General features: G+C 61.4%; 19 protein-coding genes and 1 tRNA gene. 9 read left to right on the top strand and 11 right to left on the bottom strand.

Going from position 1 to position 15,381, the window contains the following annotated elements; all coding sequences use genetic code 11:
- Positions 1-14 precede the first annotated feature (14 nt).
- From A0257_14705 to rocD, 6 genes are all read right to left on the bottom strand, one after another.
- Entirely contained in the window at positions 15-518 is a 504-nt protein-coding gene (locus A0257_14705; GenBank protein AMR29788.1) for a GCN5 family acetyltransferase, read from the bottom strand.
- Between the two features lie 8 nt (positions 519-526).
- Positions 527-844 carry a hypothetical protein gene (locus A0257_14700; GenBank protein ID AMR28212.1) on the bottom strand — a complete coding sequence of 106 codons (318 nt, stop codon included), beginning with the start codon at positions 842-844 and terminating at the stop codon, positions 527-529.
- On the bottom strand, positions 841-1,062 hold the full coding sequence (locus tag A0257_14695; GenBank protein ID AMR28211.1) for a hypothetical protein: 222 nt from the start codon (positions 1,060-1,062) through the stop codon (positions 841-843). The genes A0257_14700 and A0257_14695 overlap by 4 nt, the downstream gene beginning before the upstream one ends.
- Before the next feature lie 15 nt (positions 1,063-1,077).
- Positions 1,078-2,067, bottom strand: a complete 990-nt coding sequence (locus A0257_14690) for a delta-aminolevulinic acid dehydratase (GenBank protein ID AMR28210.1) — start codon at positions 2,065-2,067, stop codon at positions 1,078-1,080.
- 205 nt (positions 2,068-2,272) lie between these two features.
- Complete coding sequence (locus A0257_14685; protein ID AMR28209.1) at positions 2,273-2,776, bottom strand: hypothetical protein; 504 nt, start codon at positions 2,774-2,776, stop codon at positions 2,273-2,275.
- A gap of 184 nt (positions 2,777-2,960) precedes the next feature.
- Positions 2,961-4,202 (bottom strand): ornithine--oxo-acid transaminase, encoded by a 1,242-nt coding sequence (gene rocD / locus A0257_14680; protein ID AMR28208.1) that lies wholly within the window; start codon positions 4,200-4,202, stop codon positions 2,961-2,963.
- A gap of 103 nt (positions 4,203-4,305) precedes the next feature.
- On the opposite strand from rocD, the gene A0257_14675 reads away from it, so the two are divergent.
- The 6 genes from A0257_14675 (at position 4,306) to A0257_14650 (ending at position 7,728) form a co-directional block, all read left to right on the top strand.
- A complete protein-coding gene (locus tag A0257_14675) occupies positions 4,306-4,692 on the top strand; it encodes a deaminase (protein AMR28207.1) in 387 nt (128 codons plus the stop codon).
- A gap of 316 nt (positions 4,693-5,008) precedes the next feature.
- The gene (locus tag A0257_14670) at positions 5,009-5,248 is read left to right on the top strand and encodes a 50S ribosomal protein L28 (protein ID AMR28206.1); all 240 of its coding nucleotides are present in this window, start codon (positions 5,009-5,011) and stop codon (positions 5,246-5,248) included.
- Positions 5,249-5,495: 247 nt separating this feature from the next.
- A complete protein-coding gene (locus tag A0257_14665; protein AMR28205.1) occupies positions 5,496-5,678 on the top strand; it encodes a 50S ribosomal protein L33 in 183 nt (60 codons plus the stop codon).
- A 345-nt stretch (positions 5,679-6,023) separates the two neighbouring features.
- Positions 6,024-7,001, top strand: coding sequence for a signal recognition particle-docking protein FtsY (locus A0257_14660; protein ID AMR28204.1), 978 nt, complete (start codon positions 6,024-6,026; stop codon positions 6,999-7,001).
- A gap of 97 nt (positions 7,002-7,098) precedes the next feature.
- Positions 7,099-7,545, top strand: a complete 447-nt coding sequence (locus A0257_14655; protein AMR28203.1) for a hypothetical protein — start codon at positions 7,099-7,101, stop codon at positions 7,543-7,545.
- A 106-nt stretch (positions 7,546-7,651) separates the two neighbouring features.
- Positions 7,652-7,728: transfer RNA gene (locus A0257_14650), tRNA-Asn, on the top strand.
- 376 nt (positions 7,729-8,104) lie between these two features.
- Here A0257_14650 and A0257_14645 read toward each other — a convergent pair.
- Both A0257_14645 and A0257_14640 read right to left on the bottom strand, forming a co-directional pair.
- Positions 8,105-8,737, bottom strand: a complete 633-nt coding sequence (locus A0257_14645) for a hypothetical protein (GenBank protein AMR28202.1) — start codon at positions 8,735-8,737, stop codon at positions 8,105-8,107.
- A 271-nt stretch (positions 8,738-9,008) separates the two neighbouring features.
- Positions 9,009-9,500 (bottom strand): hypothetical protein, encoded by a 492-nt coding sequence (locus tag A0257_14640; GenBank protein ID AMR28201.1) that lies wholly within the window; start codon positions 9,498-9,500, stop codon positions 9,009-9,011.
- A gap of 366 nt (positions 9,501-9,866) precedes the next feature.
- On the opposite strand from A0257_14640, the gene A0257_14635 reads away from it, so the two are divergent.
- A complete protein-coding gene (locus A0257_14635; GenBank protein AMR28200.1) occupies positions 9,867-11,393 on the top strand; it encodes a hypothetical protein in 1,527 nt (508 codons plus the stop codon).
- A gap of 274 nt (positions 11,394-11,667) precedes the next feature.
- On the opposite strand, the gene A0257_14630 is transcribed toward A0257_14635, so the two are convergent.
- The gene (locus A0257_14630; protein AMR28199.1) at positions 11,668-11,886 is read right to left on the bottom strand and encodes a hypothetical protein; all 219 of its coding nucleotides are present in this window, start codon (positions 11,884-11,886) and stop codon (positions 11,668-11,670) included.
- Positions 11,887-11,992: 106 nt separating this feature from the next.
- On the opposite strand from A0257_14630, the gene A0257_14625 reads away from it, so the two are divergent.
- Positions 11,993-12,283 carry a hypothetical protein gene (locus tag A0257_14625; protein ID AMR28198.1) on the top strand — a complete coding sequence of 97 codons (291 nt, stop codon included), beginning with the start codon at positions 11,993-11,995 and terminating at the stop codon, positions 12,281-12,283.
- Positions 12,284-12,319: 36 nt separating this feature from the next.
- Here the strand turns inward: A0257_14625 and A0257_14620 are convergent, their stop codons facing one another.
- Together A0257_14620 and A0257_14615 are read right to left on the bottom strand one after the other, a co-directional pair.
- Positions 12,320-12,754 (bottom strand): hypothetical protein, encoded by a 435-nt coding sequence (locus tag A0257_14620; protein ID AMR28197.1) that lies wholly within the window; start codon positions 12,752-12,754, stop codon positions 12,320-12,322.
- A 270-nt stretch (positions 12,755-13,024) separates the two neighbouring features.
- The gene (locus A0257_14615) at positions 13,025-13,810 is read right to left on the bottom strand and encodes a hypothetical protein (GenBank protein ID AMR28196.1); all 786 of its coding nucleotides are present in this window, start codon (positions 13,808-13,810) and stop codon (positions 13,025-13,027) included.
- A gap of 297 nt (positions 13,811-14,107) precedes the next feature.
- On the opposite strand from A0257_14615, the gene A0257_14610 reads away from it, so the two are divergent.
- A complete protein-coding gene (locus tag A0257_14610) occupies positions 14,108-15,355 on the top strand; it encodes an arsenic transporter (GenBank protein AMR28195.1) in 1,248 nt (415 codons plus the stop codon).
- Positions 15,356-15,381 lie beyond the last annotated feature (26 nt).

Raw genomic sequence — 15,381 nt, 5'->3', positions numbered from 1 at the left:
GTTGGGTAGCGGTATTACCCCAATTGTTTCTCGTAGCAAAAGAACCGCAGCCCCGGCCGAAACGCCAGCTTTATTTCGCCCGCAAAGCGGTAGCCCAGCCTCGGAAACAGCCGCTGGGTGGCCGCGTTCTCCGAGTTGGTATCCACGCGCAACGTGCGCAGGCCCTGCACCACGGCTTCGTGCTCGGCTTGGCGCAGCAGGGCGGCGGCCACGCCCCGGCCCTGGGCGGCGGGGGCCACGGCGAGGCGGTGCGTCACGAGGGCCGGCGCGGCGGCATCCCAATCGGCATCGGCGTATTCGGGGTCCTGGTCCTGAGTCAGGGCGGCTACCCCCTCGATTTCGCCCAGGCGCTCGGCCACCCAGAGGTGCTGCTTTTCGATGTCCTGGCGGAAAATTTCTTCGTTCGGGTACTCGCTGGTCCACTGGTAGTTGCCGCTGGCATTCATCAGTGGCACCACGGCGCGCACCAGCGCCCAGACGGCCGGCAGGTCGGCCGCCGTGGCGCAGCGAATAGTCAGGTCATGCGTCATATATTCAGTCGGCCGGCATCTTGGGCGGCAGCAAAAAATGCCAGGCACTTGATTTCGCTGGCCGTTACCTCATACACGATGTTGTAGTGCCGCCGAAAAACCGCCCGGCGCAACGACAGTTTCGGGTATTGTGGCAACACATAGGCCGGAAATGCCAGCGGAAATGGCTGGACGGTATCGTACAAAAAATCGAACAGCGCCGCCACAAAATTCCGCCCGCGGGCAGCATTGCTCCGGCCAATATATTGCTCGGTGTCGGCTACCCGGTCCATAAATTTGGCAGTAACAACCAGCGTTAGCGCAGCCACGCTCATACCTTGAAGCGAGCCCGTGCTTCACCCAATGAAATACCGGGTTGCTGACGAGCAAGCAGAATATCCTGCTCAATGTCGGCGGCCCCAAGCAGCGCTGGATTGCCAACCGTCGGACTTTCGATAACCTCAATAAGGTGCTGCTTTTGCAAAGCCGCCAGAATATCAGCCACCAGGCCTTCATTAACTGTTTCCAGTACTTCCAACGTGTATATTTTCATACGTCTAAGATACCGCTAAAAGTCCCGCCGCAACACCGCCGCCGCGTCTTTGGCGAAATAGGTCAGGATGGCGTCGGCACCGGCGCGCTTGATGCTCAGCAGCACCTCCATCATGGTTTTTTCGCCATCGACCCAACCGTTTTGGGCGGCGGCTTTCACCATTGCGTACTCGCCGCTCACGTTGTAGGCCGTCACGGGCAGGTTGGTGTTGTTTTTGACTTCCCGAATGATGTCGAGGTAGCTCAGCGCGGGCTTAACCATCACCATGTCAGCGCCTTCGGCCTCATCGAGCTGCAGTTCGCGCAGGGCTTCGAGGCGGTTGGCGGGGTTCATCTGGTAGCTTTTCTTGTCGCCTCTTTTAGGGGCCGAATCCAGAGCGTCACGGAACGGGCCGTAGAAGGCCGACGCGTACTTGGCCGTGTAGCTCATGATGCTGACGTGCGAGAACGCGTTGCGGTCGAGCACATCCCGAATCCAGGCTACGCGGCCATCCATCATGTCGCTCGGCCCGATAATATCGGCCCCGGCGCGGGCCTGGGCCAAGGCCATCTGGCCCAGTATTTCGAGCGAGGCATCGTTGAGAATTTCGCCGGTTTCCTGGTTTACTACCCCGTCGTGGCCGTCCGAAGAATACGGGTCCATTGCTACGTCAGTCATAATGACCACGTCGGAAAACTGGCGCTTGATGTCGGCCACCGTTTTCAGGTAAAGGCCATCCATATTGGTCGATTCGCGGGCCAGCGGGTCTTTCAGCGCGTCATTCAGCCCCGGAAATGGGGCGAAGGCACTGATACCCAATTCCACGGCCGCGCCGATTTCGTCGATAATGCGGTCGGCCGAGTAGCGGAACACGCCAGGCATTGACTTCACTTCGAGGCGCTGGTTCTGGCCTTCAATAATAAAAACCGGGCAGATAAAATCGTGGGCGGTGAGGCGCGTTTCCTGCACCATATCGCGGATTACCTGCGACTTACGGTTGCGGCGGGGGCGGTGAGTTGGAATCATAGCCCAAAGAACAGCCGGCCGCGCCATTTGTGCGCCTCGCCGCCCGCAAAAAGTGCGTGTAGGGTAAGCTTTAGCTTGCCGCGTATAGTGCCCTACCCCCGCCCGGCAAGCCAAAGCTTACCCTGCACTCAGGCTTTTTTCTTCTTGCCGCCGCTTGCCAGGCTATACAGCAGAAAGAGCACGACCAGCGCGGCCGCGGCCAGCCCTACCCCCCCCAAAAGCTCACACCCGGAATGAGGGCAAACAGCGCCGCCAGCCCGGCCACCACGGCCAGCGCCACGCCAATAAAGAACAGCGCCACGCGGCCCAGTCCATTTTCGGCCGCGCCGTGGGTGGCGCGCTGCCGCAACAGGCGGGGTAAGTGGCGCGCCTGTTGCGCCTGCTGCGGCAGCATCGTTGTCGTGGCCACAGTCGGGTCGGCTGGGGCGGCGGCCCGGCGCGGGAGCCCCGCCGCCAGCCGCGCCAGGCGTTGGGTGCCGGGGCGGGGGGTAGGGGCTTGGCCGACCACAACGATTTCCGGCGCTGCGGCCGGAGCCGCCGGGCCAACCAGCGTGGCACCTACCCCAGGCGTTACAGCCGTAGCAGCTTGGTAAGGCGCGGGCTGAAAGGAGAAGCCGGCCCGGCTGCTCTGGCAGCTGCTAGCCATAAAGCCAGCCAGCAGCGGCAGCAAACCAAGAAAAAACAAGCGAAAGCGCGTAGCAAAGTGCATAGAGAAAAGCCAGATAGGAAGCCTAAGGTGGACTGTACGGATATTCCGTAGTTTCCGCTAATTGGTGGCCGCCCACCCCACTCCCTACCCCCCTCGCGCGCCGAAGTCCTGCCTTAGCTGTCTGCCTGTAGTAGCGGTTCGGTACACTTCGCGCAACCTCTTTTACCCTTGCGAAACCTTGCGCTTAAAAGGCCATAATCACCTGCTCAATGACATCACAGGCCGCGTGCAGCTGCTCTTCAGTGATGACCAGCGGCGGGGCAAAGCGGATGATGTCGCCGTGGGTGGGCTTGGCGAGCAGGCCGTGTTCCATCAGGCTCACGCACACGTCCCAGGCGGTGCGGCCGTCGGCGGCGGGCTTGATAACCACCGCGTTGAGCAGGCCGCGGCCGCGCACCAGCGCCACTACCTCAGGGCGGCGGGCCTGCACCTGGCGCATCCGGTCGCGGAAAATCTCGCCCAGGAGGAAGGCGTTTTCGGCCAGCTTTTCCTCCAGCAGCACATCCAGCGCGGCCTGCATCACGGCGCAGGCCAGCGGGTTGCCGCCAAACGTGGAGCCGTGCTGGCCGGGCTTGATGGTGAGCATAATGGCATCATCGGCCAGCACCGCCGACACGGGCAGCACGCCGCCGCTCAGCGCCTTGCCCAGAATAAGAATATCACCCCGAACTTCTTCGTAATCAGTGGCCAGCAGCTTGCCAGTGCGGCCCAGTCCGGTCTGAATCTCATCGGTAATGAGCAGCACGTTGTGCGCCCGGCACAGCTCGGCGGCCCGCGTCAGGTAGCCTTCGCGGGGCACCACCACGCCCGCCTCGCCCTGGATGGGCTCGATGAGGAAGCCGCACACGTGCGGGTCGGCCAGGGCTTCGGCCAGGGCCTCGGCATCGTCGTAGGGCACCACCTGGTAGCCCGGCGCGTAGGGTCCGAAGCCACCGGTGCTGTCGGGGTCGGTGCTGAAGGAGATAATGCCCGTGGTGCGGCCGTGAAAATTGTGCTCGGCCACCACGATGCGCGCCCTATTCGGCGCAATGCCCTTCTCCTCGTAGCCCCACTTGCGGGCCAGCTTGAGGGCCGTTTCCACGGCCTCAGCGCCCGAGTTCATCAGCAGCGCCTTGTCGTAGCCAAATAGCTCGCACAGCTGCTGCTCGGCCGCGCCCAGCCGGTCGTTGAAAAACGCCCGCGAAGTGAGCGTCAGCCGCTGCGCCTGCTCAGTGAGTGCCCCGATAATGCGCGGGTGGCAATGGCCCTGATTCACCGCCGAATAGGCCGAGAGAAAGTCGAAATACTGCCGGCCGGCCACGTCCCACAGGTGCACGCCCTGGCCCCGGCTCAGCACCACGGGCAGCGGGTGGTAGTTGTGGGCTCCGTACTGGTCTTCGAGCTGCATCAGCTCTTCGGCGTGCGAGGTGGGGGTAGGGGCTAGCATCGGGTGGGGGGGGGGGAGATAAGATTTTGACGGGCTTAAAATTACGAACAAAGCAGCGGCCAATTCGGCTGCCCGGCCGGCCGCCGCTACCTTTGTGGTCGTTATGGAAATCGTACATCACCCCGAGGCCCCACAGGCAGTTGGTCCTTATAGCCAGGCTATTGTGGCGGGCGGCCTCGTCTTCTGCTCTGGCCAGACGCCCCTTGTGCCGGCCACCATGCGCATTGAGGCCACCACTATCGAAGCGCAAACGCGGCAGGCGCTCCACAACCTGCGCACGGTGCTCGCGGCCCGCCAGCTCACCCTGGCCGACGTCGTAAAAACCACCGTTTTTCTAAAAAACTTCGCCGATTTTGGGCGCATGAACGCGGTGTATGCCGAGGTTTTTGGCGCGCACCAGCCCGCCCGCAGCACCGTAGAAGTATCGCGCCTGCCCCTAGATGCGCTGGTCGAAATCGAGTGCATCGCCGCCTTGCCCGATGGCCGATGACCCCCGCCTCGCTGCTTTTGCCGCCCTACCCCTGCGCGCCGGCGACTACTACCACACCCCCGAAGGCTACCTCGTTTTTACGGCGCAATATCACCAGCGCCGGGGTTTCTGCTGCGGCAGCGGCTGCCGCCATTGCCCCTGGAAAAAAGAAAAGCAGGCCTAAGTAACGAGGGAAAGCGGCTGCCAATGCCGCCGCCAGACGCGGTTCCAAATGGCGCACTCCGCCTGCTCAATTGCTTTACGATTTGGTATTTGGCTGAAAATTTCCGATATTTGCGGCCCGTTTCGGAATAGCATCATCTAACCCTTCGATATCATGGCCCGAGTTTGTGATTTGACCGGCAAGCGTACCCGCGTAGGCAACAACGTATCGCACGCCAACAACAAGACTAAGCGTAAGTTCTACCCCAACTTGCAGAAAAAGCGCTTTTACATCCCCGAGCAAGACGCCTGGGTAACGCTGAAAGTAGCCGCCTCTACCATCCGCACCATCAACAAGAATGGCATCATGGCCACCTTGAAGAAGGCCAAGGAGCAGGGCTTCATCGTTTATTAGTCCGCCTCTGCCGCGGCAATTTCGCAGGTTTTTTCGGGCCTGTTAAGTACGAATGCCGGTGCCGCCGCTTCAGCCCTTTTTTAGGGGGTAGGGGGCGGGCACCGGCTTTGTTTTGCTGCGGTTTTTACTAAAAAATACCTGGCGAGCCGGTTGCTAACGCAGTATCTGGCTGGCCACTTGCGAAGTTGCGAAAAAAACCCGTACCTTTGCAGTCCTAAAATTAAAAACTAACCCCCCTCCCGTCGCGATGGCCAAGAAAGGAAACCGGGTGCAGGTTATCATGGAGTGCACCGAGCACAAAACCTCGGGTATGCCGGGCACCTCGCGCTACATCACCACCAAGAACCGCAAGAACACCCCCGAGCGTATCGAGCTGAAGAAATTCAACCCGATTCTGCGTAAAATGACTGTTCACAAGGAAATTAAGTAACCTGAGTCATGGCTAAGAAAGTAGTAGCAACGCTGAAAACCGCCACCGGCAAAGACTGGGCGAAAATCATTCGCGCCGTCCGTTCGGAAAAGACCGGGGCCTATACCTTCAAGGAGGAAATGGTGCCCGTGGATAAAGTACAGGATGCGCTGGCGGGCAAATAAGCCTCCCAGACTGCTGATGTAGTGAAAAAGTCCCACCTTCGTGGGACTTTTTTCGTGTTTACCACTCCTGTCATGCTGAGCTTGCCAAAGCATCTCACGGGCAGTAGTGCTCAATGACTCTCCTAACAACGCGAGCGAGATGCTTCGGCAGGCTCAGCATGACGTTCTTTTTGCCGGTATTATGGGCCTCTTCGACTTTTTTAAGAAAGACAAGGAAAGCAAAGCGCAGCAGCAAGCCCTCGACGAAGGCTTGCAGAAGACGAAAACCAACTTCTTCGACCAGCTGAGCAAGGCCGTGGTGGGCAAAAGCACCGTGGACGAGGCCGTGCTCGACGACCTCGAAACGCTGCTCGTGCACGCCGATGTGGGCATCGACACCACCGTGAAGGTCATTGAGCGCATTGAAAAGCGCGTGGCCCGCGACAAGTACGTGAGCACCAATGAGCTTGACCGCATCCTGCGCGAAGAGATTGTGGCCCTGCTTGATGCGCACGGCGACAGCACCGGCTCGCGCGCCATTCTGGACCGGCCCGACAGCCCCGGCCACCCGTTCGTCATCATGGTGGTGGGCGTGAATGGGGTAGGCAAGACCACGACTATCGGTAAGCTGGCCCACCGCTTTCACAGCGCCGGCAAAAAAGTGGTGCTCGGCGCGGCCGATACCTTCCGGGCCGCCGCCGTGGACCAGCTCATCGTGTGGGGCCAGCGCGTGGGCGTGCCCGTGGTGAGCCACGGCATGAACACCGACCCCGCCGCCGTGGCCTACGACGCCGTGAAGCAGGGCGTGGAGCTGGGCGCCGATGTGGTCATTATCGACACCGCTGGCCGCCTCCACAACAAGGTAAATCTGATGAACGAGCTGAGCAAAATCAAGCGCGTGATGCAGAAGGTCATTCCCGAGGCGCCGCACGAAGTGCTGCTCGTGCTCGACGGCAGCACCGGCCAGAATGCCTTTTTGCAGGCCAAGGAATTCACCCGCGCCACCGAGGTCACGGCCCTGGCCATCACCAAGCTCGATGGCACGGCCAAGGGGGGGGTAGTGATTGGTATTTCGGACCAGTTCAGCATCCCGGTGCGCTACATTGGGGTAGGGGAAAAGATGACGGACTTGCAGCTTTTCGACCGTCATACCTTCGTGAATTCGCTGTTTAAAAAGTAGGCGCTGGCCGTAAAAGCCGCAAAAGTGATTTTTCGCAAGCGTTCGGTAAACTACCGGGCGCTTGCGTGCGTTTGGGAAGCCCCTACTCGTTGACCCGATGCGTTACCTTCTTCCTGTCCTGCTGGCTAGCGGCCTGCTCGCCGCCTGCAATTCCAATACCGGCGGTACCACCACGACCATCCCCAACGTGCCGGTAAACGTGCAGTTAGACCTGCTGGACCAGCAAAACAAGGCCTTGCGCTTCGACAACGGGGTAGTAGCCATTCCACCCGGCAGCGCCAACGGCCAGGGTGGCGTGAAGGGCATCTACGTGGTGCGCCAGAACGCCACTACCTACTCGGCCTTCGAGCGCAACTGCCCCTACCAGCCCCTCAGCAACTGCGCCACCGTGACCCTCGACCGCAGTTCGCGCCTGTTTTTTCGCGATAGCTGCTGCACCTCCCAATTCAGCCTCCAGGGCCAGGTAACGGGCGGCCCCGCCGCCCGCTCGCTCCGCCAATACAGCACCAGCTTAAGCGGCAGCCTGCTGACAATCACCAATTAAGCCGGATTTTGCGAACAAAAGTGGTTTTTTATGACCCAAAGCTTGGTTTTTCTAAAAGACCTTTTCTATCTTTGCAGCCCGAAAGCGCCGGTTTCGGGATAAATTAGCTTCCTTAGCTCAGCCGGTTAGAGCATCTGACTGTTAATCAGAGGGTCCCTGGTTCGAGCCCAGGAGGGAGCGCTAAAGCCTGGAAACGAAGAATGCCTGCCCTTACCGGCGGGCATTCTTCGTTTCCAGGCTGCGTGATGTCTCGTCCGGCTAAATATTGACAGGACTAAGGCAAGAGTCCCTTTCGAATTTTCCGGCGGGGCTTTCTCCTTGCTGGCGGCCTTGATTACGCATTAAATAGCCTCAGGTTCAGGCATTGCCTCTCTTCGCTGCACAGGTAACCAGCCTGCTTGCTTAAAAGGCAAATTGTAATCGCGCTGACTACGCCGCACCTGCGGCTCAGGAGGGTTTTTCATGATAACTTCGGGAAAGCTGTCAGTATCTTTCCGAACGGGACATCCTCGCGGGGGCCGGCGGGTGGGGCGCTTACGCCGGGGCTGGTGAGCGCACGCTACTGCTTGACTGGCTTGGGCGCAGTGGCCAAACGCTCCTGAATATCCTCTCGTAGTACCCGGAGGATGTCTTCCCTGGTCAGGAGATACTTGTTGTCGCTCGGGTTCTCCGTATACTGATACCAGTACCAGTTTTCGGCGAGCAGGAGCAGATTGACGGGCAGCTTCCGTATCTTGATGAGTTCCGACTTATTGCCTTGGGTACTAACAAACTGCACGTAGTCATACTTGCCCTCGCCCATCAACTGGTGGCCCGGCTGCCGGTCGGTGGCGCTTGGAAAAGCTGCATGACCTTCGGCGTAGAGGAATCCCACATTGGGGGCGCGCATAGATAAAGCCGCTAGCATCACGTATTGCGCCGAGTCAATGCGGAACAGCTTGTTGGTGTACACGTTATCATAGCCCGCCTTTTGCATTTCATCCACCAGGATAGGCGTTATCTCATTCCAGCGCAGCCAATTGGTACCCAGGTTTCGATTCTTCAGCTTATCAACCGGCCCCACCAGGCCGCCCTTCATCGACGTGGGGCCCACGTAGTAGTCGTAGTAATTGTGGTTGTTAATAGCAGTCCGTTGCGCCAGGGCGGGGGAAGCCAGGGTAAGCAGGATGGCTAGGAGTAGGTGCATTTTCATACTAGGACAAATATAAAAATACTTAACAAAAAAACTATCCTTTCCAGAATTCAAAAAGTGCTGGGTAGCCGGTCCTCACCCAACTCTTGTATTTGATTTGCCGCCGACAAGGCAAGCTGCATTTTGGGCCGGTTGTTGTCGCTTGAAAAGCGGCGAATCAGTTGGGTCGCCGCTCAAAAAAAGCCCTTCCGGCTACGTAGTCGGAAGGGCTTTCGAATTTTGGGCAGCGGCAAAAGCCGGGAGTGCAGGCCTTTTGCCGCAGAGCCACTGCTTACTGCTTAGCGGCAGCTTTCATGTTCGCTTTGGTTTCGCGGGCCGACTGGGCGGCGGCGGCGCCCATCGCGTTCATCTTGTTGCCGGCGGCATCCATTTTGGCATTCATGTTCGCTTTGGCTTCGGCGGCGTTGGCCTGCATTTTATCGCCTGCGGCGTTCATCTTGTCGCCGGCGGCGTCCATTTTAGCATCCATCTTGTCGCCGGCAGCGTCCATTTTGGCACCCATTTTATCGCCTGCGGCGTTCATCTTGTCGCCAGCGGCGTCCATTTTGGTGTTCATCTTGTCGCCAGCGGCATCCATTTTGTCACCGGCGGCGTTCATTTTGGCATCCATCTTGGTGCCTACTGAGTCCGTGCCAGGGGTAGTTACCTCGGTGGTCGTGGTGGTTGAGCCATCGGCGTTGGCGGTTTTCGAAGTGTCGGTCGAGCAAGCCGTGAAGCTCAGGGCAATGGCAGCGGCCAACAGGGTTTTCAGCGCAGTATTCATGATGAGGTAAAAATGAGGGGGTAGGAGAAATTTACTGCTTAATGCGAATTCATCTTGAAAAGTAACCCACCCATTCCCAAGCCTTCCTTTGCCTGATTTAACCCGAGGGGCGGGGTGTCCGGGACATAAAAAAGTGTGCCTGGCAGCGCGAACCCGGCCGTGTTTGCCGGGGACACGGGCGGGCACGGCGTTTACCAACTGCCCATTAAACGGGCAAAAAACCGGCGTGAATCGTAGCTTCGCAGGCAGTTGCGGGCGGGCGTGAGCAGAAGCTTGCCCCTAGGAGGGAGCTGGGTTTCTCGTTTCTGGTTACTACTTCCTGGCTTTTCGCGCAGGCGCTTACTAATTCGTACTTACTCAACCAACGTGCTCGACCAGCTCCTTGCCCGCGCCGTTCAACTGGGCAGCCTGCCCCGGCTGGCGCGGGTGCGGCACGAGCCGCTGGCGGCCCAGGCCGCCGTGCTGCGCTACTTGCTGGGCCGGGCGCGGGGCACGGCCTGGGGCCGGCGCCACGGCTACGCGCCCGGCCTGAGCGCCCAGGAATTTGCCAGCCGCGTGCCGGTGAGCACGTATGAGCAGCTTTTTCCTGAGCTGGAAAAAGTGCTGCGCGGCCAGCCCGACGTGCTGTGGCCCGGCCCCGCCCCGCGCTGGCAGGCGCGCAGCAGCGGCACCACCAACGCCCGCAGCAAGTACCTGCCCCTCACCCCCGAGGCCCTGCATGACAACCACTACCGCGCCGGCCGCGACATGCTGGCCCTGGCCACCCACCTCTACCCCAGCCACCGGCTCTTGCAGGGCAAAACGCTGAGCCTGGGCGGCAGCCTCAGCCCCAGCCCGTTTGGGGGGGTAGGGCAGGCCGGCGACGTGTCGGCCCTGGTAATGAAGAGCCTGCCCGACTGGGCCCAGACGCTGCGCACCCCTCCCCTACCCCTCGCGCTGCTCGATGAGTGGGAAGAGAAAATTGAGCGCATTGCCCACCACGTGCTGCGCCAGGATGTGCGCGTGCTGGCCGGCGTGCCCACCTGGATGCTCGTGCTGCTGCGCCGCGTGCTGGCCCTGGCCGGGGCCGACGACCTGCGCCAGGTGTGGCCCCGGCTGGGCTTGTTTCTGCACGGCGCGGTGGCATTTGGGCCCTACCGCGAGCTGTTTGAGCAGCTGATGCCCGGCGAACAGCTACGCTATTTGGAGATTTACAACGCCTCGGAGGGCTACTTTGCCCTGCAGGACGAGCCCGGCGCGCCCGACTTGCTGCTGCTGCTGGAACACGGCATCTACTACGAGTTTTTACCCGCCGGGCAGTTCGACCAGCCCGACCCGTGCCCGGTGCCACTGGAGGACGTGACCATCGGCCCCAGCTACGCGCTCGTCATCAGCAGCAGCGCGGGGCTGTGGCGCTACCTGGTGGGCGACACCGTGCGCTTCACCTCGCTGCGGCCCTACCGGGTGCGCATCACGGGCCGTACTAAGCACTTCCTCAATGCGTTTGGCGAAGAAGTGGTGGTGGAAAATGCCGAGGCCGCCATTGCGGCGGCGGCACTGGCCACGGGCTGCGCGGTGCGCGATTTCACGGCCGCGCCGGTGTATTTTGAGGCGGGGCACGGCACTTCGCGCGGCGGCCACGAGTGGGCCGTGGAGCTGGCCGGCGCCCTACCCCCCCCCGATGAGGCGGCCTTCGCGGCGCGGCTCGACCAGGCGCTACGCGCCCTCAACTCGGACTACGATGCCAAGCGCCACCGCGACCTGGCCCTGGCCCCGCCGCGCGTACATTTCGTGCCGCCCGGCACCTTCGAAACCTGGCTGCGGCACCGCGGTCGCCTGGGTGGCCAGCGCAAGGTGCCCCGCCTGGCCAACTCGCGCCAGGTGCTGGAAGAAGTGCTGGCCCTGGTTTATTGAAAACGGCTGGCCTGGCCGGCGGGCCATACTCGTCACAAAGTGAGTAGAGATACACTATTTATTTCCTACCCCTACCCCCTTATTCGCTCACGTAAAAGCTCCGGCGCTGAAGGTGGCCCGCAGCACGCTGCCATCGGGCAGAGTGCCCGACACGACCAGGAGCCGCACGGAGTCGTAGCGCGCCGCTTCTATTTTGCCCGTTCCCAGGGGGTAGGGCAGTAGGCCCGGCTGCTGCCCGGTCAGCCTCACGGGCTGGGTCGGGGGCGCGCTTGCCCTACCGCCACGGGACCAAGGCTATTAGCCCTGCCACTATCAGTAACAGGCCCAGTGCGCCCGCGCCCACTTGCTTGAGCACGCGCGGCACGTGATTGCTGCGAAAAAAAAGCACCAGCAACCCCAGCGGCAGCCCTACATATACCAGCAGCAGGTACAGTAGCATCAATATCCCCAACAACTCAGCTTGCAGCAGCAGTGGGGCACCAGCGGTAAGCATAGCGGGGGATACATTGGTAATTAGCCCCCAAATTTGCAGCGCCGGCCGGCTTCATCCCACCGCGCTGGTGGCAGGCGGGCGCACCAGCTACCCCATTAATTGAAACATGAAAAAAGCTATTCTGCTCCTGCTGCTCGCCAGCGGGTGTGCCCCGCACAACCCAAACCACAAGGCCCAGGACGCGATTTCCGCCTACGTGCGCAAAACTGCGCAAGACCCTGGCAGCTACGCGGCTATCTCCTTCGGCCCGCCGCGCGCCACGGCCCCCAAGGCCGATACCGTGCTGATAAGCCACGTTTACCAGGTCAAAAACAAAGAGGGTGCCTCAGTCATCTATTCCAATGTGTTTAAGGTAGATAGCACGTCGGGCTACGTGCTGAAAGTGGGGGCACGCTAGGAAGGCGCTTCTGCGCGGCCACCTTCCTTTTGCCGCTTATTTTTTCGCCAGCGAGCCGTCGGCGTGGAAGAGCACGTCCTGGGCTTTGCCGCCGCGCGCTACCTCCGCCTCGTACACGGTCGAACCATCGGCCCGCACGATGGTGGCGGCCTCCTTAATCTGGTAGGCTTTGTAGGCGCTGGCCAGCTTGGTGCGCACGGCCGGGGGCAGCTGGGCCGGCAGCATATCCGTCTCGGTTTCCAGCAGCTCCCCGGCCAGGGTTAGCAGGGCCGACATCGTTTTGCCATTCAGCTTGAAGCCGGCTTCGTACTTGTCGCCTTCCTTCTCCCAGGTGTTGGTGGTCACGGTGGGGAACCTGGCTTTGAACGTGGCGCGGGCGGCGGCGGGCACCTGGGCGAGCTTCAGCATTTGAGCGTAGGCGGGGGCAGTCAGGGCCAGCGCGCAGGCGGCCAGTAGCAGCACTTTTTTCATGGCTGAAAAGAGGTTAGGTTGAACTTCTAACCAAAGCTAGTGCCTGATGCTGAGGGATTTCTGTAGTTAACGGTGAGGTAAAATATTAATTATGGAATTACGCAAATTGCCTTCAACGTCAGGTTCCCACAGAGGTGCGCTGAGGAAGACGCGGAGGTTCGCAGAGCGCTACTGGTGATTTGCGTAAGTCCTGAGTTTTATAAAAAATGCGCGCGAACCATGCTGGCGGGTGGGAAAGCGGGTAGGGAAAACCAGCGGGCGGGGCCAAGCTCAGCCTTCGCCTTCGGCCAGCGGCGGCACCTCCTCCGCCTTTTGGGGCAGCACGAGAATAGCGCCGATGATAAAAATGGCCAGCACCGCCGAGGCCGTGTAGCGGCTCAGAGCCAGGCCGCCGTGCGCCACGGGTTTATCCAGAAAGTCGCCCACGGTGGCCCCGAGCGGGCGCGTGAGGATGAACGCCGCCCAGAACAAGACGGTGCGAGAGATGCTGGTCCAGTAATACGCGGCCGCCACCACGGCCAGCGCGGCGGCAAACACCAGCGCCCCGCCGCCGTAGCCCAGGCCCAGGCCGCCGTCGTCGTCGGCCATCCAGTCGCCGGCGGCCGTGCCCAGGGTTTGGGAGAGCATCACGGTGGCCCAGTAAAAAATCTCGGCCGGGCGCGAGGTCAAGCGGCTCACCGAAACCGTGCCCAGCGTGCGATACCACAAGCCCAGGCAGGCCAGCAGCAGCGTCAGCAGCACCGACGTGCCGCCCACGTACCCAATTCCCAGCGAGCGGTCAAAGAAGTCGGCCAGCGTGGTGCCGAAGGTGGTCGTCGCCACGATAACGCCCCAAAACAGAAACGGATGGAAGCGCTTGGCCGCAATCTGCGCGCTCACGGCCACCACGAAAATGGTGGCAAAGATGACCGAGCCCGTGAGGTAGCCCAGGTTCATGGACATCGTAACCGCGTCGCCGGCCGTTTCGCCCAGCGTCGTGGCCGCGATTTTAATAATCCAGAACCCGAGGGTAACGGCCGGCACTTTGCCGAGGGTGGCTTTCAGCGAAGGGGTCATAAGAAAAGGAAGGGGGTAGGGAAAAAGGACTGGCGAACCCGGCAAACCTGAACCGCGCCGGAACTGCCGGCGAAGGTCGGCTCCAATCCTGAAGAGTTTCGGGAGTTGCCGCAGCTGCCCGGCTGCCCGGTTCTTTACGGCCGAGGCATAGTCGGCTCCGGAAGGGCGACTCACGTACTTGGCAGCAACGAACGATTTTCGCGGAGCTAGGTTGGTAATAACTCGCGAGCGTATTGGTCGAAATTTAACTGTAAATTACTGATTTTCCGATTTTTACCTACTTTCTATCAATCCTCCATGATGCCAGCCGTAGCCATTTGGATTATCGTGGTGCTGGCTATCGGGCTGGTTATCAGCCGGCCGTTTCGGGTGCCGGAGTTCGTGTGGGCAGTCGGCGGGGCGGGGCTGCTGGTGGGGCTGGGGCTGCTGCCGGGTCGGCAGGCGCTGGCCGGCGTGGCGAAGGGTCTGAACGTGTATCTGTTTCTGACGGGCATGATGCTGCTGGCCGAAACGGCCCGTGCCGAAAAGGTGTTCGACTGGCTGGCGGCCCACGCCACCCGGCTGGCCAAGGGGTCGGGCCGCCGCCTGTTTCTGCTCATCTACCTGGTGGGGGTAGTCGTGACCACTTTCCTCTCCAACGACGCGACAGCGGTGGTGCTCACGCCGGCCGTGGCCTACGCCGTGAAGGCCGCCAAAGTGAAAGACCCGCTGCCCTACCTCCTTATCTGCGCGTTTGTGGCCAACGCGGCTTCCTTCGTCCTACCCCTCTCCAACCCGGCCAACCTGGTTATCTACGGCGCGCACCTGCCGCCGCTGCTGACCTGGCTGCCGCGCTACCTGCTGCCGTCGGCAATAGCCGTGGGGGCGACGTACTTCCTGCTGCTCTACACGCAAAAAGACAAGCTCACCGGCCAGCTGGCGACCAGCGGGGCGCTGCCCACGCTGGCGCGCAGCGGCTGGGTGGCGCTGGCCGGCATCGGGGCCACGGCCGTGGTGCTGCTGGTTGCTTCGGCCCTGAGCGTGCAGCTGGGGCTGCCCACGGCCCTGACGGGGGTAGCCACGGCGGCCGTGGTGCTGGTCAGCGCCCGCAAAAGCCCGCTGCACATCCTGAAAAATGTATCCTGGTCGGTGCTGCTGCTGGTGGCCGGCCTGTTTGTGCTGGTCGAAGGGCTTATCACCACCGGAATTACCCGCTGGCTGGCGGGCTTGCTCAGCAGCGGCGCGGGGCCGGGGGCTGCCAAAACCACCTGGCTGAGCGGCGTGGGCGCGGCCCTGCTCTGCAACGTGCTCAACAACCTGCCCGTGGGCCTGCTGGCCGGCAACGTGCTGCACGCGGCCCCGGTGCCGGAAACGCTCAGAAGCGCGGTGCTCATCGGCATTGACCTGGGACCTAACCTGTCCGTCACCGGCTCGCTGGCTACCATTCTGTGGCTGATAGCGCTGCGGCGCGAAAATATAAAGGTCAGCGGCTGGCAGTTTTTGCGGCTCGGGGCTATTGTGATGACCGTGCCGCTGTTGCTGGCTTTCGCCGCGCTGTACGTGTAGCCTGGCGGCCCGCACGCCGACGCTGG

The sequence above is a fragment of the Hymenobacter psoromatis genome (genome assembly GCA_001596155.1).
In the GTDB taxonomy this organism is placed as follows: domain Bacteria; phylum Bacteroidota; class Bacteroidia; order Cytophagales; family Hymenobacteraceae; genus Hymenobacter.
The sequence above is the reverse complement of the archived record's forward strand: the minus strand, read 5'-3'. Positions and strand labels throughout refer to the sequence as shown.